At 71.1% G+C, this 19,586-nt stretch carries 9 protein-coding genes; 3 read left to right on the top strand and 6 right to left on the bottom strand.

Annotated elements, in window-relative coordinates; translation table 11 throughout:
• The first annotated feature begins 11 nt into the window (after positions 1 to 11).
• On the top strand, positions 12 to 2,324 hold the full coding sequence (locus ABIA35_RS35790; protein ID WP_370360892.1) for a phospholipase: 2,313 nt from the start codon (positions 12 to 14) through the stop codon (positions 2,322 to 2,324).
• A 1,248-nt stretch (positions 2,325 to 3,572) separates the two neighbouring features.
• Here ABIA35_RS35790 and ABIA35_RS35785 read toward each other — a convergent pair.
• The 4 genes from ABIA35_RS35785 to ABIA35_RS35770 form a co-directional block, all read right to left on the bottom strand.
• The gene (locus tag ABIA35_RS35785; RefSeq protein WP_370360891.1) at positions 3,573 to 6,032 is read right to left on the bottom strand and encodes a SpoIIE family protein phosphatase; all 2,460 of its coding nucleotides are present in this window, start codon (positions 6,030 to 6,032) and stop codon (positions 3,573 to 3,575) included.
• A complete protein-coding gene (locus ABIA35_RS35780; protein WP_370360945.1) occupies positions 6,029 to 10,600 on the bottom strand; it encodes a HAMP domain-containing protein in 4,572 nt (1,523 codons plus the stop codon). The genes ABIA35_RS35785 and ABIA35_RS35780 overlap by 4 nt, the downstream gene beginning before the upstream one ends.
• Before the next feature lie 205 nt (positions 10,601 to 10,805).
• A complete protein-coding gene (locus ABIA35_RS35775; RefSeq protein WP_370343417.1) occupies positions 10,806 to 11,141 on the bottom strand; it encodes an STAS domain-containing protein in 336 nt (111 codons plus the stop codon).
• Positions 11,142 to 11,377: 236 nt separating this feature from the next.
• Positions 11,378 to 11,869, bottom strand: a complete 492-nt coding sequence (locus ABIA35_RS35770) for a MarR family winged helix-turn-helix transcriptional regulator (protein WP_370343435.1) — start codon at positions 11,867 to 11,869, stop codon at positions 11,378 to 11,380.
• Positions 11,870 to 11,951: 82 nt separating this feature from the next.
• On the opposite strand from ABIA35_RS35770, the gene ABIA35_RS35765 reads away from it, so the two are divergent.
• A complete protein-coding gene (locus ABIA35_RS35765; RefSeq protein WP_370360890.1) occupies positions 11,952 to 13,130 on the top strand; it encodes a PP2C family protein-serine/threonine phosphatase in 1,179 nt (392 codons plus the stop codon).
• A 132-nt stretch (positions 13,131 to 13,262) separates the two neighbouring features.
• Here the strand turns inward: ABIA35_RS35765 and ABIA35_RS35760 are convergent, their stop codons facing one another.
• The gene (locus ABIA35_RS35760) at positions 13,263 to 15,701 is read right to left on the bottom strand and encodes a discoidin domain-containing protein (RefSeq protein ID WP_370360889.1); all 2,439 of its coding nucleotides are present in this window, start codon (positions 15,699 to 15,701) and stop codon (positions 13,263 to 13,265) included.
• Positions 15,702 to 16,023: 322 nt separating this feature from the next.
• Between ABIA35_RS35760 and ABIA35_RS35755 the strand changes: the two genes are divergently transcribed.
• Complete coding sequence (locus ABIA35_RS35755) at positions 16,024 to 17,049, top strand: methyltransferase (RefSeq protein ID WP_370360888.1); 1,026 nt, start codon at positions 16,024 to 16,026, stop codon at positions 17,047 to 17,049.
• Positions 17,050 to 17,137: 88 nt separating this feature from the next.
• Here ABIA35_RS35755 and ABIA35_RS35750 read toward each other — a convergent pair whose 3' ends face one another.
• Positions 17,138 to 19,456 carry a lantibiotic dehydratase gene (locus ABIA35_RS35750; RefSeq protein WP_370360887.1) on the bottom strand — a complete coding sequence of 773 codons (2,319 nt, stop codon included), beginning with the start codon at positions 19,454 to 19,456 and terminating at the stop codon, positions 17,138 to 17,140.
• Positions 19,457 to 19,586: the final 130 nt, after the last annotated feature.

Raw genomic sequence — 19,586 nt, 5'->3', positions numbered from 1 at the left:
GGGGGGAAGTCATGAGTGAGATCGACAACGTCGAAGCGCAGATCCGGAACTACTACCACCAGCGCTCCGGACGCAACTACCTGCGCCTCATGGACACGCCGCGGGTGTGGGGGCTGCCGTTCGGGCAGGCCATCATGCCGCAGGCGTGGAACCGGCAGGGCGACTTCGAGACAGCGCTGGAGGAGGTCGTCCAGAACGCCCGGTACCGGTGCGACATCTCGTCGCTGAACACTCCAGACCCGGCGTGGGCCGGCATCGTCCTGGGCGCCATGGACACCGCGCTGAGCACGCGGATGGGCCGGACCGCGCCGACGCAGTTCCGGTTCCTGTTCGGCCAGACCCCGCTGTATCCGATCACCGAGACGCCGTACTACACGCTGTTCAAGCAGGCGCTCATCCGTCTGGTGCGGGACCGCGGCCACGCCTGGGAGCGAATGCCGGACATCTGGCTGGGCCGGTTCTACTCGCTGCGGGAAGGGTTCCTGGACGCGCTGCAGCTGAAGGTCTTCGGCAACGACAGCATGTTCGCCGGCGACGGGTCGAAGATGACCTGGAACCACTCCAAGATCGTGGTCTGCGACAGCATCACGACCCTGGCCGGCGGCCACAACCTGAACATGGACCTGTTCCGCAGCTACCCGCCGGTCCACGACGTGTCCGCGGTCGTGCACGGCCCGGGGGCGGCCGGCACGCAGGGTCTGCTGGACCAGCTGTGGGCGGCCGGCGGCGACCTGCTCTCGCAGGAGCAGCTGGACACCGCGAAGCTGACGTGGAACAGCCGCGATCCCGCCAAGGTCCGGCCGGCCAATCCGCTCGCCGCCAAGGACGTGGCGGCGTGGGTGACCGCCCAGCAGGCGGCGCTCGTGCGGTGGCACGAGTCCAACCCCACTCCCCCGCCGACCCCGCCGCCTCCGCCGCCGCCGCCGAGCGACTTCCACACGCGGGATCTGCAGCAGCTCCCGGAGCTGGTTCAGGACTGCTTCCCGCTGCGGGTCGTGCATCCGCCGTACGCCGGGCTCACGGAGTACAAGGCGGCCACCGGGATGCTGGCGCTGGGCAAGTACTGGCGCACTACCTCGGACTACCAGGACGCGTCCGAGATCATGAAGAAGGAGCTGATCCTGGGTGCCAAGCGGTCGATCAAGATGTCGCAGATGGACCTGGTCAGCGCGTGGAAGAAGAACTGGTCGGACCACCATGTCTGCCAGTGGGTTCTGCAGGCACTGCTGGCGAACAAGGAACTGACCGTGCAGGTGGTCGTCTCGCCGCTGGACGCCGGCGCCGGCGCGGAGGGCGACCAGTACTCGTTCGGGTCCGGGGCGGTCCGCACCTTCGACCTGATGAAGTACTACATGACGCACGACGTCGCGACCGACCGCCTGCTGCCGGACCCCGGCGGCCTGCGCGCCAAGGCGTTGCAGCGGTTGTTCGTGGCACCGTTCTACTACACCGACCAGGTGCCCGCGGCGAACACCATCGAGGGCGACACCTACAAGTGGCCCAACCTGCCCAAGGAGGGGTACACGGCCACCCTCAAGCAGCCGCCGCTCAGCGAGGAGCCGCCGAGCCACGGCGTGATCGGCAGCGCGGCGATGTCGGTACTCAACGCGAGCGGCTACATCTACAACAAGGTCCCGTCCGCCCCGGGCAACCACGCCAAGGTGATGATCATCGACGACGAGGCCTACGTCGTCGGATCGGACAACCTCTACCCGGGCTCGCTGGCGGAGTTCGACTACCTCGTCGAGGGCGCGGACGCGGTGGCCGAACTGCTGAAGGTGTACTGGGAGCCGCTGTGGAAGTACGCCGGTCCGCACGCGCGGACGGCGGACAACGACCCGCCGGCGCCGGTGTTCCGGCTGGGGCCTGCGGGAGCCAGCGGCACCGGCACCCCGTTCGACGACACGTCGTCGACGCAGCGGATCTCCAGCATCGACGTGTACTCCGGCGAGATCGTCGACGGAATCCGCGCCACGCACGCGGACGGCAAGGTCGACCCGCTGCGCGGTGGCAACGGCGTGCCGCCCGGCAGCGCGACGAAGACGACGGTCAGCTTCAGCGAGACGGACCCGCTGGTGGGGGTCTCTGGTGAGTGGGGTACTTGGTACGGCGGGAGGTACATCACGAAGATCCGGTTCCATCAGCGCAGCGGTGCGGTGAGCCAGGTGTTCGGTAGTGGGACGAGTACGTCGGACACGCAGGCGTTCGCCTTGCAGGCGCCGAGTCCGCAGAGCCAGGAGGCTACGGGGTTGTTCGGGGCTGTTGCGGCGGCGGACAACAATACGGCGGTGTGTTTGGGGGCGATTGGGATCGTGGTGCGGTAGGGGGTTGATTCGGTTGTGACTGGTTCGGGCGCCGCGTATGCGACGGCGGCGCCCGGGCTGGGTGGGGTTCGGGCTGGGTGGGGTTCGGGCGGTGTGAGTTCGGGCGGTGTGGGGTTCGGGCGGTGTGGGGTTCGGGTGCGGTCTGCTTGTGGTTTTTGAAGCTTTTTACGGCTTCGCACATGGTTTGCGGGATCCGCTGGTGGCGCGGTTTGGTTGAGGCAGGTCGTGTCGCGCTGGCGGCCGGCGGTCGTGGCCGGGCAAGGGCGCGCGTCGGTCCGAGTCACTGCGCACGCGTTTGGTCTGGCGGGCGGCGGCCGCGTTTGGTGGGCACCGAAGATCAAGATCAAAGGCAGGTGCCTCCGGCGGGCCTCTACAGCGGGGGGCGCCCCCTGCGGACCTCCTGAAGGCGGCGGCCCGCGACTGTTCGGCTTTGTCTTCGTGCGTGGGCGCGCCGGGTTGCCTGCTGGCGGTGTTGCTTGTGGTCGCCGTGTTCCGGGTCCCCCGCCGCGTCGTCGCCTGAAGGAAGCAGACCGGTCCGGTGGTATCAAGTCGGATCACACGCTGCTGTGGTCCGATTTCGTCCGACTTGACACCACCGGACCGGCCAGCTTGGCTGCGCCCGCCGACGCGGCGGGGGACCCGGAACAAAGACCCCTCTATGGTGTGCGGGATCCACCTGTCACACGGTGGTCGGCCGCGACTGGCCTGCTTGCGTGAGCACGGTGTGACACGTGGATCCTGTTTCCCATACAGGTGGGGTTGTCTCGGTTCCCTCGTCGCTGTCGGCGGGCTCTGCCAACCATTCCGGACTGGCGGTGTCAAGTCGGACGAAACCGCACCACAGCAGCGTATGATCCGACTTGATACCGCCAGGCCGGGATGGTTCCGTTTACGGCGACGACAGCGACGAGGGAACCGAGACAGTGGCGACCAACACTCGGACCGCCACCTGCGCGGGGTCTGGTGATCCCTCAGAGCCGAGGCCCCGGCCGGAGGCCCCTGCCTTTGACTTCAGGCGCCCACCAAACGCGGCCGCCGCCCGCCAGACCAAACGTATGCGCAGTGACTCGGACCGGTGCGCGGTCGTGGACACGCCAACTGCCGGCCGCCAACGCGAAAACAAGTGGCACTACCGAACCGCGCCACCAGCGGATCCTTCTTCAACCCGCGCGAAGCCGTCAGAAAACGCCGTTGACTGTCACCCACCAACAAACCGCACCCACACCTCAAAGAAATGCGCGGCCCGTATCAGCGCACCCTGACACCGATCAGACAGGTGTCGTCGTCAGTGTCGGCGTTGCTGTGCAGCAGCAGATGCTCCAGCTGCTCCTCTAGCGAGCCCATGGCCGGCTGGACGATGGTCAGCAGGTCCTGTAGCGACTCCTCTATGTCCCGGTCCCGGCGTTCGATCAGGCCGTCGGTGTACAGCAGGAGGGTGTCGCCCGGTTGTAGGTGCAGTGTCTGCTCCTCGTAGCGGGCGTCGCCCAGGGCTCCCAGGAGGACTCCCTCGGGCATTGGTGGGACCGTCGTTTTGCCGTCGCGGACCAGGAGGAGGGGTGGGTGGCCGGCTCGTGACCAGCGGAGGGTGCGGTCTTCGGGGTCGTAGATGCCGCAGATGACGGTTGCGGTGACTACGCTGCCCGACATGTGGTGGGCTACTGTGCCCAGCCAGTTGAGCATTTGGGCCGAGGTCGCTCCGGTTGCTGCCAGGCCGCGTAGGGCGTTGCGGAGGGCGACCATTTCGGTGGCGGCGTCGATGCCGTGGCCGGCTACGTCTCCCACCACGAGGAGGACGCGCTGGTTCGGTAGGACGACGGCGTCGTACCAGTCGCCGCCGACCAGGTGGCCCTTTTCGGCCGGGCGGTAGCGGGTGGCGATCTGCAGGCCTCGGTTGTCGATCAGGGTGGGGGCCACCGGCATGATCGCGCGTTGGAGGCGCAGGGTCAGGCGGTTGCCCTCCTCGACCTCGCGTTCGGTGTGCTCCAGGCGGTCGCGGGTGGCGGCCAGGGCGATCTCGGTCCAGTGCTGGGCCGAGACGTCCTGGCAGGCGCCGCGGACGGCGGTCATGGTGCCGTCCTCCAGGACCGGTTCGGCGACGATGCGGATGTAGCGCTGGACGCCGTCGCTGCGCAGGAGGCGGAAGGCGGTCGAGGCGGGCGCTCGGTGGTGCAGGAGGGTGCGCACGAAGCGGGAGATCGCCTCGACGTCGTCGGTGTGCGCGTGGGCCGCGAGGTCGCGCAGCGACACCGGTTGGGCGGTGGTCGGCAGGGCGAACAGCTCGAGCAGCTCCGCGCTCCAGGTGACCTCGCCGGTGAGCAGGTTCTCCTCGAAGCCGCCCATCCGGCCCAGGCGTTGGGCGTGCTGGAGCAGCCGGGCCAGGCGGGCCTCCTCGTCCTCGGGGTGCCAGGTGAGTACCAGGTCCGAACCCAGGCGGCTGATACCGACGGTGAGGGAGGTGGAGACCGTGATGTCCGCGATCAGGGAGCGCAGTACGACGCGGTCGTGGTGGACCGGTTCGCCGGTGGCGTGGACGTGCTCGATGCGCTCCGAGAGCCCGCCGTCCTCGGCCGCCATCGGGTAGGCCTGCAAGAACGGCTGCCCCAGGATCGCCGCGGAGGGCCGGCCCACCGGGTCGACGAAGCGCGCGTTGGCGTGCGCGATCAGGAAGTCGGTCAGCCGGCCGGCCTCGTCGTGCTGCGGCTGCAGGATCAGCGCCGGTTCCAGCAGGCAGTCGAGCAGGTCCACCAGGCCCGGGTCGACCGCGCCGCCGCCGGTGCCGCCCTCCTCGGCGGCGGGGATCACGTCCAGGGTGTGCGCGCACAGCTCGGCGAGCGCTTCGAGCTGGCGGTGCACCGGCTGTGGCAGTTCCCCGACCGGGCCGGGCCAGCAGATCTCCAGCACGCCGAGCAGCCGTCCGCCGAGCTGCGCGGGGATCGCCACGCGCGTGGCGTCCGGCCCCAGCGTCCGCGCACCGATGCTCGGCGCGCGCCGGGAGTCGGTACCCGCACCGGCGCTCCAGTGGGTGGTCCGGGTCCGGATGGCGCGATGCGCCTCGGTCTCGACGCCCGGCGGGGTGTGGTGCCAGCTGCGGGCCTCGGCGGCGTTGAACCCGGAGTGCCCGGCCAGCAGGAGCGAGCCGTCGGCGGCGAGCGCCCAGATGGCGACGGCGACCGCGCCCAGCGGCGCCAGCGCCTGCTGGTGCAGCGATCCGGCCGCGGCGTGCACGTCGGAGGCGGTGAGCACGCCGGCCTCGGCCGCTCGCAGCCGGACGTTCAGCGACACCGCGCCGGAGCTGCCGGAAGCGCCGAGGGAATCAGGACGCTGGGACGCCTTCCCGATCCGCGCGACCTGCCCGGCCGGATCGCCGGCGATCTCGTTGACGATGTCCGCGGCGAGCTCGAGCACCGGCAGCCCGCTGCGCTCGGCGAGCTCCTCCAGCTGGCGCGCCGATGCCGCGGGCGCGATGCGCAGGCGCTCCATGAGGATGCCGCGGGCCAGCGCCATCAGGACCCTGACGTCGGCGCCGGCCTCGGCGTCGTGGAGCGCGGTCTGCAGCCGGTCGACGGTCGCGGCCAGGCGGCCGACGCCGACGCCGGCGGGGAGGAAGACCTGGGGCTCGAACCCGTCCGGGGACGGCCGGTCCTCCCGCACGCGCTCCACCTCTTCCGCCGGCCCGCGCTGGCCGCTCTGGCCGCTCTGGCCGCTCACAAGCCCAGGACCCGCTGAATGCTCTCGATGAGCACCGCGGCGTCCACCGGCTTGGTGACGTAGTCGTTGGCGCCGGCCGCCAGGCTCTTCTCCCGGTCGCCGTGCATGGCCTTGGCGGTGACCGCGATGATCGGCAGGGCCGCGTGCTCGGGCATGGTGCGGATGCGGGCCGTGGCCTCGTAGCCGTCCATCTCCGGCATCATCACGTCCATCAGGATCACCTCGATGAGCGGGTCGTTCTGCAGCGCCTGGATGCCCTTGACGCCGTCCTCGGCGTCGACCACGCGCATGCCGTGCATCTCCAGCATGCCGGTGAGGGCGAACAGGTTGCGGGCGTCGTCGTCGATGACCAGGACGCTGCGGCCGGCCAGGCGGCCGCCGCTGTCGGGGAGCTCGGCGGGCCGCTCGCGGCCGGGCTGGGCCAGCGGGACCACGTCGTCGGGGTTCTCGGCGCCCAGGTGCAGGACGATGCGCTCGCGCAGCTCGTCCAGGCTCGGCAGCAGCTCCAGCGGGTAGAGCTCGGCGTGGGCGCGCAGCATCTGCTCCTGCTCGGGCCGCAGCGTCCTGTTGTGGTGCGCCAGGACCGGGATCGAGCGCAGCGCCGGGTCCGCGGCGCGCGCCTGGAGGAACAGCGCCGCGCCGTCCTGGGCCATGTCCAGTTCCAGGACCACGCAGTGGTGGGGTTCGGCGGCGAGCATCGCGGCGCCCTCCTGCGGGCCGACCGCCGTCCTTATCTGCACGCGGGCCTGCGGGCCCAGCCGTTCCCGGCCGGCCAGCAGGTCGTCGGCCGCGCTCTCGGCGACCAGCGAGAGCAGGCCGCGGGCCCGGTCCTCGACCACCAGCAGGCGGCGGGGCACGGTGCCCTCTATGGCGCGTTCGGCTGCCGGGCGCCGGGTGCCGGCCAGGGCGAAGGCGCCGGTCTCGTCGGCGAACTGGACCAGGTCCGCGCCCGGGATGGCGCCCTGGCCGCCTTCGAGCGTCACCAGGTCGGCCCACTCGGGGTGGGCGATCGGGAGGTAGAGGGTGAAGGTGCTGCCTTCGCCCAGGACGCTCTCGGCGGTGATGGCGCCGCCGAGCAGCTGGGCGATCTCCCGGCTGATCGACAGGCCCAGGCCCGTGCCGCCGTACTTGCGGCTGGTGGTGCCGTCGGCCTGCTGGAAGGCGCCGAAGATGGTCTCCAGCTGCTGATCGGGGATCCCGATGCCGGTGTCCTTGACCCGGAAGGCCAGGGCCGGGCCGTAGTCGCGGGCGCCGACCGGGAGTTCGCCGGGGGCGGCCGGTTCGATGCTGAGCTCGACGGCGCCGGACTCGGTGAACTTCACGGCGTTGGACAGCAGGTTGCGCAGCACCTGGCGCAGCCGGGAGTCGTCGGTGAGCATCTCCCCGGGCATCCCGGCCGCGGTGCGGACCCGGAACTCCAGGCCCTTCTGCGTGGTCAGCGGGTGGAACGTGGCCTCGACGTAGTCCAGCAGCCGCTGCAGCGAGACCCGCTCGGGGTCCACGTTCATCTTGCCGGCCTCGACCTTGGACAGGTCCAGGATGTCGTCGATCAGCTGGAGCAGGTCCGAGCCGGCGGAGTGGATGACGCCGGCGTACTCGACCTGCTTGGGGGTCAGGTTGCGGTTGGAGTTCTGCGCCAGCAGCTGGGCCAGGATCAGCAGGCTGTTCAGCGGGGTGCGCAGCTCGTGGCTCATGTTGGCCAGGAACTCCGACTTGTACTTGGAGGCCAGCGACAGCTGCTGGGCCCGGGTCTCCAGCTCCTGCCGGGCCTGCTCGATCTCCAGGTTCTTGGTCTCGATGTCGCGGTTCTGGGTGGCCAGCAGCGCGGCCTTCTCCTCCAGTTCGGCGTTCGAGGTCTGCAACTGCTCCTGGCGGACCTGCAGTTCGCCGGAGCGGGCCTGCAGTTCGGCGGCCAGGCGCTGGGACTCCCCGAGCAGCTCGTCGGTGCGGGCGTTGGCGACGATGGTGTTGACGTTGACGCCGACGGTCTCCATCAGCTGTTCCAGGAACGCCCGGTGCACCGGGGTGAACCGGTGCATCGAGGCCAGCTCGATGACGCCGAGCACCTGGTCCTCGACCACGATCGGCAGCACGACCAGGCTGGCCGCGGCGGTGCGCCCCAGGGCCGAGCCGAGCTCGACGTAGTCGTCGGGGACGTCGTCGATGGCGATGACGCGCTTGCTGCGCGCCGCCTGGCCGACCAGCGACTGGCCCAGCCGGAAGCGGGTCGGCCGGTGGTCGCCGGGGTCGCCGTAGGAGCTGATCAGGCCCAGCTCCGTGCCGCCGCCGTCGCCGGCCTCCTCGGCCAGGAAGAACGCGCCGTACTGGGCGCCGACCAGCGGGGTGAGCTCGTCCATCACCAGCTCGGCCACCACCGCCAGGTCGCGGCGGCCCTGCATCAGGCCGGAGATGCGCGCCAGGTTGGACTTCAGCCAGTCCTGGTCGCGGTTGGCCCGGGTGGTCTCGCGCAGCGACTCCACCATGGAGTTGATGTTGTCCTTGAGCTCGGCCACCTCGCCGGAGGCGTCGACGGTGATCGAGCGGGTCAGGTCGCCCTCGGCGACCGCGCTGGTCACCCCGGCGATCGCGCGCACCTGCCGGGTCAGGTTCCCGGCCAGCTCGTTGACGTTCTCGGTGAGCCGCTTCCAGGTCCCGGACACGCCCTCGACCTCGGCCTGGCCGCCCAGGCGCCCCTCGCTGCCGACCTCGCGGGCCACCCGCGTGACCTCGGCGGCGAAGGAGGAGAGCTGGTCGACCATGGTGTTGATGGTGGTCTTGAGCTCCAGGATCTCCCCGCGCGCGTCGACGTCGATCTTGCGGGTCAGGTCGCCCTGGGCCACGGCGGTGGTGACCTGCGCGATGTTGCGCACCTGGTTGGTCAGGTTGTTCGCCATGAAGTTGACGTTGTCGGTCAGGTCCTTCCAGGTCCCGGCGACGTTCGGCACCCGGGCCTGCCCGCCCAGGGTGCCCTCGGTGCCGACCTCGCGGGCCACCCGCGTGACCTCGTCGGCGAACGCCGACAGCGTGTCGACCATGGTGTTGATCACCCCGGCCAGCGCCTGGACCTCGCCGCGGGCCTCGATCGTGATCTTCTGCGACAGGTCGCCCTTGGCCACCGCGGAGGCGACCTGCGCGATGGAGCGCACCTGGCCGGTCAGGTTGGAGGCCATGACGTTGACGTTGTCGGTCAGGTCCTTCCAGGTCCCCGACACGCCGCGCACCGTGGCCTGCCCGCCGAGGTTGCCCTCGGTGCCGACCTCGCGCGCGACCCGGGTGACCTCGTCGGCGAACGCCGAGAGCTGGTCGACCATCGTGTTGATGGTCTCCTTCAGCTCCAGGATCTCCCCGCGCGCGTCGACGCGGATCTTCTGCGACAGGTCGCCCTTGGCCACCGCGGTGGTCACCTCGGCGATGGAGCGCACCTGCGCGGTGAGGTTGTCGGCCATGACGTTGACCGACTCGGTGAGGTCCTTCCAGGTCCCTGAGACGCCCTTGACGTCGGCCTGGCCGCCCAGGCGCCCGTCGGTGCCGACCTCGCGGGCCACCCTGGTGACCTCGTCGGCGAAGGACGAGAGCTGATCCACCATGGTGTTGAGGGTGTTCTTCAGCTCCAGGATCTCCCCGCGTGCGTCCACGTCGATGGTGCGCGTCAGGTCGCCCTTGGCCACGGCGGTCGCGACCTGGGCGATGGAGCGCACCTGCGCGGTCAGGTTGCCGGCCATGAAGTTCACCGAGTCGGTCAGGTCGCGCCAGGTGCCGGCGACGCCGGGCACCTGGGCCTGGCCGCCGAGCATGCCCTCGGTGCCGACCTCGCGGGCCACGCGCGTGACCTCGTCGGCGAACGCCGAGAGCTGATCCACCATCGTGTTGATGGTGCTCTTGAGCTGGAGGATCTCCCCGCGCGCGTCGACCGTGATCTTCTGTGACAGGTCGCCCTTGGCCACCGCGGTGGTCACCTCGGCGATCGAGCGCACCTGGTCGGTGAGGTTGTTCGCCATGAAGTTCACCGACTCGGTGAGGTCCTTCCAGGTCCCCGAGACGCCCTTGACGTCGGCCTGGCCGCCCAGGCGGCCCTCGGTGCCGACCTCGCGCGCGACCCGGGTCACCTCGTCGGCGAAGGAGGAGAGCTGGTCCACCATCGTGTTCAGGGTGTTCTTCAGCTCCAGGATCTCGCCCCGGGCGTCCACGTCGATCTTCTGCGACAGGTCGCCCTTGGCCACCGCCGTGGCCACCTGGGCGATGTCGCGGACCTGGGTCGTCAGGTTCCCGGCCATGGCGTTGACCGAGTCGGTCAGGTCCTTCCAGGTCCCGGACACGCCGGGGACCTCGGCCTGGCCGCCCAGGCGGCCCTCGGTGCCGACCTCGCGGGCCACCCGGGTCACCTCGGAGGTGAACAGCGACAGCTGGTCGACCATGCCGTTGAACACGGTCGCGATCTCCACCAGGAGCCCGTCGCCGTCCTCGGGCAGCCGGGTGCCGAAGTCGCCGTCGCGGACCGCCGTCAGCCCGGCCAGGAGCTGGCTCAGACCGGGCGCCTCGGGGTCCTCCGCGCCGTTGGCCATGCCCATCCGCACGGTGGTGGCACCACGCTCAGCCCTGTCGTCCATCAGTCGTCCCGCCTCTTTGTGCCTGGCGCCTTCGCGCTGTTACCCGATCCGGCCGCGCCCCTCAGGCCGCGCCCAGCATGACATCGCCCGATGTCCCCCGCGCTGCCACCAGACATCTTCCTCCCCCGCCGGTGCCCGCGGCACTCGGTCGGCGGTGGCAAAAAGATCAGGGCTCTGATTCCTCGGCCGGCCGGGCCCGGAGCGGGAACAGCTCGGTGGTTCCCGACAGCTCGATCACCCGCAGGACCGGCCCGGAGGGGTCGGCCAGCTCGAACGTCGCGCCCGCGGCGGCGGCCGCGCTCCGGCCCTCGACCAGGGCCCGCAGTCCCATGGAGTCCAGGAAGGTCACCCCGGCGCAGTCCACGACCACGGCGCGGCCGCCGCCGGCCAGGTCCACCAGCAGCGCGGCCAGGGTGGAGTGCGCCGCGAAGTCCACGTCGCCGACCAGCACCAGGCGCACGTGGTCGCCGTGGTCGGCGACCGTGTGGCCGAAGGGGTTCATGTCACGTTCCTGCGGTCGGGGCCGGTGCGTCGGTCCGGCGGGCGGCGGAGGCACGGTGCGGACCGATGGTGCGGACCGCGCCGTCCCGGGCGGCCGGGAAGGGCGCCCGCACCGACTTTAGAATTAATCGTTTACATGTGGCAACATTTGACGCGGCGCCTGCGCATCGCGGTCGCCTGGGCCGGCGCACCGCGTCCGGCGGAGGCGAGGAGCGGCGAGGGGAGACGAGTGGACGGTCAGGCTGCGCTGCTCGCCTGCTCACCGGCCGGTTCCCCGGGCCCGAGCCGCTGCTCGATCGCCCCGCGCAGCCGGCCCAGATGGGTCGACAGGCCCGTCAGCGAATCGGCCGGCAGGCTCTGCATGATCTCCTGGAGCTCGCGCACCCGGGCCGAGCGGACCTCGGCGAGCACCCGGCGCGCCCGCGGGCTCAGCCACAGCTCCACCTCCCGGCGGCTGCTGGCGCTGGGCGTGCGCCGGACGAGCCCGTCGGCCTCCATGCGGTCGCACAGGCGGCTGGTGGCCGGCGGCCTGGTGCCCAGCGCCTCGGCCAGGGCCCGCAGGTTGATCCCCTCGCACCGTTCGATGGCGCGCAGCGCGCGCAGCTGGGACGGCGGGACCGGGCCGCCGGGCAGCGATTCCAGGCCCCGTCCGTGCAGGGCGTCCAGCAACTCCACGACCGCGGCCGCCGTCTCGGCGACCGTCTCGGGCGGGGGCGGGTCCTCGTGCACGCCACCACTGTGCCACTCACGAGCCGACGCGACCAGCGCGCTCCCCCGGTTTTCAGCCAAGCCCTTAGGATCAGGAACTGAAGTGATCGATTACCCGACCGTCGAACGCGCGCTGCGCACGGCCGATCCCGAGGCGCTGCCCGAGGCCGTCCGCGCCGTCCTGCTGACCATGGGCGTCGGCGACGTCGAGGTGCACCTGGCCGACTACGCGCTGCGGGTGCTCACGCCCCTGACCGACACCCGGCAGACCGGGACGGTGCCGATCCACGCCAGCGTCGAGGGCAAGGCGTTCGCCAGCCAGCAGCCGCAGTTGCGGCGCCAGGGCGACGGCACCACGGCCGTGACGGTGCCGGTGACGGTCCGCGGCGACCGGCACGGGACGCTCACCGCCTCGCTCCCGGCGGGCGACTTCGACAGCGCCACAAGCCCCGGGAACGCCGAGGTCGAGAGCCTGCAGGCGGTCGCCCGGCTGCTCGGGCACGAGATCGTCGTCGCCGAGCGCGACACCGACCGCTACCAGCAGGCCCGCCGCGCCAGCCGGCTCACCCTGGCCGCCGAGACGCAGTGGCAGCTGCTGCCGGGCCGCTCCAGCCGGCGCCGCGAGTACGCCCTCGGCGCCCAACTCGAGCCGGCCTACGCGATCCGCGGCGACAGCTACGACTGGGCCGCCACCGGCACCGACCTGACCCTGGCCGTGGTCAACGGCATGGGCGAGGGCACCGCCGCCGCCCTGCTGACCTCGCTGGCCGTGAACGCCCTGCGCAATGCCCGCCGCGCGGGCCTGGGGCTGGCCGACCAGGCGGTCCTGGCCGACCAGGCCGTGTACGCGCAGCACCGGGGCGACATGTACGTCAGTGCCCTGCTGCTGTGCTTCGCCTACGACACCGGACAGGTGACCGTGGTCGACGCCGGCTCGCCGCAGATCTGGCTGCGCCGCGGCCGCTCGGTCGAGCGGGTGGACCTCGAGGCGCAGCTGCCGCTGGGGATGTTCGAGGAGACCGCGTACCGGCCGCAGACCTTCCAGGTGCTGCCCGGCGACCGGCTGGTCATCGTCAGCGACGGCGCGCACGGCGCGCGCTCCCCCGCCGGCGAGATCTACGGGGACGCGGCGCTCCAGCGCGGGATCAACTCCTCGGGGCTGCTGCCGGCCGAGGACGTGCCGACCGCGATCCTGCGCGAGGTGGCCGATCACCGGTCGGCCGAAGCCGATGACGATGTCGTGGTGGTGTGCGTGGACTGGTATGGGCGGTCGGGCGAGTAGGTAGCGCCTGACATCACCTGACATCGCCTACTGGCTGTCAGCTGTGATCGTTCGGGGCCGACCGGGCAGGATCCATCCGCCCGGTCGGCCCCGACTCAGATCAGTTCTCGGATCCGCTGCCGAAGACTCTGATCAGCTGCCGAAAACCTGGAACTCCCACAGGCTGTATCCGTATTGCGTGGCGCGTGCGGTCCCGTACATGCGCACATAGCGTCCGCTGCCGGAGACCGTGAGGTTCTGCGTCCCGCCGGTGCCGGCCGTCGTGGAGTAGATCGGCGTCCAGGTCGTGCCGTCGGTCGAGGTCTGGATCTGGAAGGCGGTCGCGTAGGCCGTCTCCCAGTTCAGGGCCACCTTGCACAGCGCGTGCGTGGCACCGAGGTCGACCTGGACCCACTGCGGGTCGGAGAACTGCGAGGACCAGCGGGTGCCGGTGTTGCCGTCGAAGGCGTCGGCGGCCGGGGTGCCGGCGTTCTCCGCCGAGGAGGCGACGGCGGGCTGGTTCAACGCGAGGTTGGTCGTGCCGCAGGTGCCGCCGCCGTTGGAGGATCCGTAGACCTGGAACTCCCAGAGGCTGTAGCCGTACTGCGTGCTGCGGGCGGTGCCGTACATCCGGATGTAGCGGCCGGTGCCGGAAACGTTCAGGGTCTCGGTGCCGCCGGGGCCGGACGTGGTGGAGTAGATGGTGGTCCAGTTCGTCCCGTCAGGGGAGGTCTGGATCTGGTACGCCTTGCCGGAAGCGGTCTCCCATTGCAGGACCACCTTGCAGATCGACGTCGAGGCGCCGAGGTCGACCTGCAGCCACTGCGGGTCGGAGAACTGCGAGGACCAGCGGGTGCCGGCGTTGCCGTCCACGGCGTCGGCGGCCGGGGTGCCGGCGTTCTCCACCGAGGAGGCGGTGGCCGGCTGGTTCAACGCCAGGTTGGTCGTGCCGCAGGTGCCGCCGCTGGAGGTGACCGTCCAGCTGAAGGAGGTCGATCCGGAGGCGCCGGTGCCGTCGGTGGCGGTGACCGTCACATTGGAGGTGCCGGCCGCCGTCGGGGTGCCGGAGATCAGGCCGCTGGCAGAGTTGATCGACAGGCCCGCCGGCAGGCCCGAGGCGCTGTAGGTCAGGGTCTGGCCGGACGCCGAGTCGCTGGCGTTGATCTGCACGCTCGCGGCGCTGCCCACGGTGCCGGTCTGGCTGCCGGGGTTGGTGACGGACACGGTGTGGCCGCCGCCGGTGCCGGTCGGGAACGTCCAGGTCTGCTGCGCGGAACCGGTGCAGGCTTCGAGGTCCAGCCGGGTGGCGCTGTTGCCGCCGGGATCGGTCAGGCACAGGCCGGAGTTCGGGTTCAGCAGTTCGCCGTTGGCCTGGTGGGTCCAGTTCTGCGCGTTGGTGCCGTTGCACGGATACCAGTCGACGTTCGTGCCGCTGGTCGTGCCGGCGGAGACCACGTCGAGGCAGCCGCCCTGGACGCGGACGGTGCTGTCCGTGTACGGAGACCAGGACTGCCCCGCGCTGCCGTCGCAGTTCGCGGCGAACAGCGGGTTGCCCTCGGTGTTCAGCGAGTTCTGGTTCGCCAGGCACAGCCCGGGGGAGTCCTTGACGGTGCCGGTCGCGGTGGGGGTGCCGGTCGGCGTGGAGTTTCCGCCCTTCTCATAGACCGCGACCCATGCCGCGCTCAGGGAGGCGCCGGAGGTCGTGGCGGCGGTCGGCGTGGTGGTGCCGGAGACGCCGTCGGGGTAGTTGCCGCCCATCGCCAGGTCCCAGATGATGAAGAACCCGTGGTCGATGGCCGACTGCCAGGCGGCGGTGCCGACCGAGGCCTCGGTGATGGTGCTCTCCACGACGCCGTCCATCAGGAACTGCATCTGCTCGGCGCTGGTGTTGGTGCGGTCGACGATGACCGAGTAGGTGTGGTAGCCGGTCTGGCAGCCGGAGCCGGCGCCGGGGCAGGCGATGAGCGCGTGCCCGGGGCTGTTGGCCGAGTCGTGCAGGGTCTGCGAGGCCTCATTCAGGCCGTTGACGTCCTCCATCATGTCGATCTCACCGGACTGCGGCCACCCGCCGCCGGCCCGCATCGGCGAACCCAGCGCCCAGAACGCCGGCCAGTACCCGAGCCCGCCGGACGGGTTCGGCTGCTCGATCGAGGCGCTCATCTCCAACTCACCGCCGGCCGGCGCCTGGAAGTCGTCCCGCGTGCTCTCGATCCGGCCGGACGTCCACGTCCCGCCATTGTTGATCGCCTTGAGCACGAGATGGCCGTTGCCATCGAGGTAGACATTGTTGGTGGAACTGGTGGTCTGCTCCTTCTCGCCGGTGCCGTACCCGGTCCCGATGTCGTAGAACCAGTTCGACGCCGACGGCGCCGACCCGGCAGGCCCGGCGAAGTCGTCGCTGAACACGGTGCTCCACCCACTCGGCGGCGGAGGCGCCGTATCAGCAGCCGCCGACGGAGCCGTGGCCACGGAGACCGCCAAAGCGCCGGTCAAACTCCCGGCGATCAAGGCGACCGCCGCAAGCAGCGAACGGAACCGCGGCGGTCCGGATGAGCGCCGGGCCTCCCGGCCGGCGAGCGCGGTGACGAGCATGGCGTTGTCCCTCCAACGTGAAGAGCACTTACTCGGTCTCGGTCTTCCGGCACGGGGCATGGCTGCGCCCGGTCGGACAGGGGGTGGGGCGAGGGTGGCGAACCCTGTGAGAGCGCTCTCTAGGCTTGAATGTTGCGGCCACGTTAGGGACCGGTCAAGACGCAACCGGTTCCGGAACTGGTTTCGGAACCGGTTCAGGGGTGCCGGCCGGTGGGTGCGGCGTTCAGCGGCTGGTGCCCCGCATCCTGGACCGCCCTATATCAGGCAGCTAATGTGGCAGGGGCAATGTGAACATCTGGCATCTAAGGGGCGTTCGATCACAATGACGGAACTCTCTGACGTGGTCGCGTTTCGGGACCTGCTCGCCGGCCGGTGGGTCGGGCCCGCGATCCATGCGGCCGCGGTGTTGGGGCTCGCCGATGTCATGGCCGGGCGGTCGATGGGGGCGGAGAAGGTCGCCGGGGCTGTCGGGGGCGAGGTGGACACGGTGCGGCGGTTGTTGCGGGCGTTGACCACGATCGGGCTCGTCGAGCAGGAGGGGGACCTGTTCCGGGTGACGTCGATGGGTGCCCTGTTGGCCGCCGACTCGCCGGTGCGGCTGCGCGATCAGGTGCTCTTGACCGGTGGGGAGGGGGCGCTGCGGGGGTGGGGGCAGTTCGCCGCTGTGGTGCGGACCGGGGACACCGCGACGAAGATCCTCGACGGGGTGGATGATCCGTTCGCTTCCTTCGACGGTGAGGCGCGAGCCCGCTTCGACGCGGCGATGGCCGAGGGGACGCGGCAGATCGCCGCGGCCGTGGAGCGTGCCTATGATTTCGACGGTCTCACGTCGCTCGTGGACGTCGGCGGCGGGTACGGGACGCTGCTCGCGCCGATCCTGCACGCCTCGGCGGAGCGGACCGGTGCGGTCTTCGACCGGCCCGGTGCTGCCGACGGCGCGCGGCGGATCATCGAGCAGGAGAAGCTGACCGAGCGCTATCGCTTCATCGGCGGTGACTTCTTCGCCGATCCGGTGCCGGCCGGCGCGGACGCCTACGTCCTCAAGAGCGTCATCCACGACTGGGACGACGAGCGCGCCCTGGCCATCCTGCACGCCTGCCGCCAGGCCATGCGCCCGGACTCGCGGCTGCTGCTGATCGAGGTCGTGCTGCCGGACCAGCTCGACCAGGTCGCCGAACATCGGCGGATGGTCTGGGCCGATCTGAACATGATGGTGGCCACCGGCGGCCAGGAACGCAGCCGCTCGCAGTACGAGGCGCTGCTCGCCGAGGCCGGGCTGCGGCTCGAGCGCATCGTGCCGATCGACACGCCGACCATGATGAGCGTGATCGAGGCTCGGCCGCTATGAGAGGCCGCTCCGAAAGGCCGCTCTGAGAGGCGACACCCGCGTCCAACGCGGCGGCGGTGGCAGCCGCTGCGTCAAAAGCGGGCCGACCTCACCAAGGCGTACCGGGATCGGCTATCTGCAATCGCAGTTCACTGGTATACCGCTCCCCGTCCGGACCGGGCAGCCAGGCCTCCTGGGGCGAAGGCAGCATCTCCACGAAGCGGATCCACCGGTCCGGGTCCCCGTCCTGCGACGTCCGGCGCACCGTGGTGGCCAGCACCGCCGACAGCACCGGACTCGTCAGGTCCACATAGAACGGCTTGAGCTCCCCCGGTACCGACACGAACACGAACCTCGGCAGCCCCAGCCGCCGGGCCAGGTCCCGGACCCTGGCGAACACCTCGGCCTCGCTTCCCAGCCGCCGCAGCGGTTCCAGCTCCGACAGCGGCATGCTCCAGGACTCCCGGACCACGACCAACTCGTCCAGCAGGACCCGCGGGACATGCCGGTGCCGCGCGCCGATCAGCTTGCAGGCGTCGACGATCTGCTCGGCGAGCACCATGCCGAGCGCGTCGACCACGCGGAACCGCCGCCGTCCGTCCGCGGTCCGGCACCACAGGCCCTCCGGCGAGTCGACGACCCGCAGTTCGGCCATGCTGGTCCGGCGCTCCGGGTCGCCGCCCGGGTGGTGCGCCAGGGACAGCCACCACTGGCGGTCGTCGGGGATCGCCGAGACGGTCCGGGCACTGATCCGCGGATAGCCCTTGACCGGCACCAGCATCACCCGGCCGGGCGGCAGCGCGAGCGCCAACAGCCGCGACAGCTCCGCGGGGTCCGGATGCCGTTCGACCATGACCGCCGATTCCAGGGTGTTCCACGCCGGATGCAACTCCCCCAGCACGAACCGCGCCTCGCCGCGCGCCAGCGCCTCGGCGTCCCGGGCCGCGATCTGGATGTCGGCGCCGTGCTGGCCGGCCTGGATCCAGCCGGGCCCGGACGCCGGGAACAGTTCGCGGGCGGCCGGCCACAGGTCCGCGCTGCTGCGCACCACTTCCGTCAGGCCCTCCGCCGAGCCCGTCGTCAGGCCCGCATCGATGCCCAGCAGCGATTCCCATCCGCGGACGAACGCGTCCAGCGCCGGTTTGAACTGTTGCTGTCCGGCGGCGAACTGTTGCCACACCACGAAGGACAGCTGTATCCCCTCCGGCTGCGCGGGTCCGCCCATCGCCTCGAAGGTGTGCCGGAACGCCTTCTCATAGCTGGCCGCCACCTGCGAGGTCAGCCACCGCACACTCCACATCAGCAGGGAAAGCGGCGGACCGAGCCGGTCCAGGAGCCCGGGCCCGAAGGTGATCGCGGCGTCGCGGCCGGTATCCAGGAAGACCAGGCGCCGTCCCGCGTAGTCCTGGCCCGGCCGACGGCGCGGCGCCTTCGCCGTGATCGCTGTGAAGGCCGCGTCCAAGGCCCCGAGCGCGCCGTCGAGGGCCGCCACGCCCTCAGCCTGCGCGACCGCCGACACATGCTGCTCGATCCCGTCGAGCTGCGCGGTCAGGCGGGTCCTGATCGGCTCCTCGCCGATGGCGGCCACGGCCGAGCGCAGCACGCTCTCGGCGCGCAACGCGGTCGGCGGCTCCAGGTCCCAGAGCAGCCAGCCGGCCGTGACAGCATCCTGAATCGCACCGTACACCGCCGGCTCGGAGGCGAACATGCCCGCGCCGACCAGACGCGCGGCCACTTCGTGGGCCGGCCGGAAGCCGTCGCACGCGCGCAGCAGCAGCCACTGCGGCTCGGCCAGCGGCACCGGCGGTCCCTGCGTGATGTAGAGATGGCGATCGGCCAGATACGTGGACGGATTCGGCCGGGGCGGGACCCAGCGGCGCACGGCCGGATCGGCGCAGAACGCCGCGGCGAGCTCGTCCGCCGCCCAGGACTCCAGATGCACGGAGCGCGCCCCGGTCAGCCCCTTGCCGAGCTCGACCCGGACCAGCGGTCCGGCCGGATTCAGCCGGACCCAGCACACCGGGCCGAAGAATCCGATGGTGTCATTCTTCGCACAGTATCGGGCCAGGTACCGCGCCGTGATCCGCTCCTTGCGCCGGACCGACTGGTTCAGCGGCCGGCCGGGTGCGGCGGCCAGCGGCCGGATCGATTCGCGCAGGATGTCGGGGTTCTGCCACGCGATCGCGGTCTGCAGGTCGGGGCGCGCGGCGGCGGCGACCAGCAGCGCGTGTTGACGGGCCTGGGCCGCGGCGGTCGCGGCGGCGTCGGCGCTCCCGGCGTCGACGGCCGCGGCGTGGTCCGGGTCCCCGAGCGCCACCAGGGCGCCGACCGGGAAGCCGGCGCCGCGCAGGACGGCGGCGGGCCAGACTCGCAGCGGGCCGCCGGGCAGTGGCAGGAGTTCGTCAGAGATTGACGAAATATCGGCCATCGGATTCGTGTCGCCTCCTCATCGGGACGGTGAACGTCCCGGGTAGCGGTATCAGGGTTTCCCCTTCAGTCCTCATACGGATGCGCTTCCGGCCTGCGGCTGGGCGACTCGCTCACCAGCGGCGGTGCGG

Origin of the sequence: Catenulispora sp. MAP12-49, assembly GCF_041262705.1 — a bacterium.
Classification (GTDB): domain Bacteria; phylum Actinomycetota; class Actinomycetes; order Streptomycetales; family Catenulisporaceae; genus Catenulispora.
This window is presented reverse-complemented; position numbering and strand designations above follow the sequence as displayed.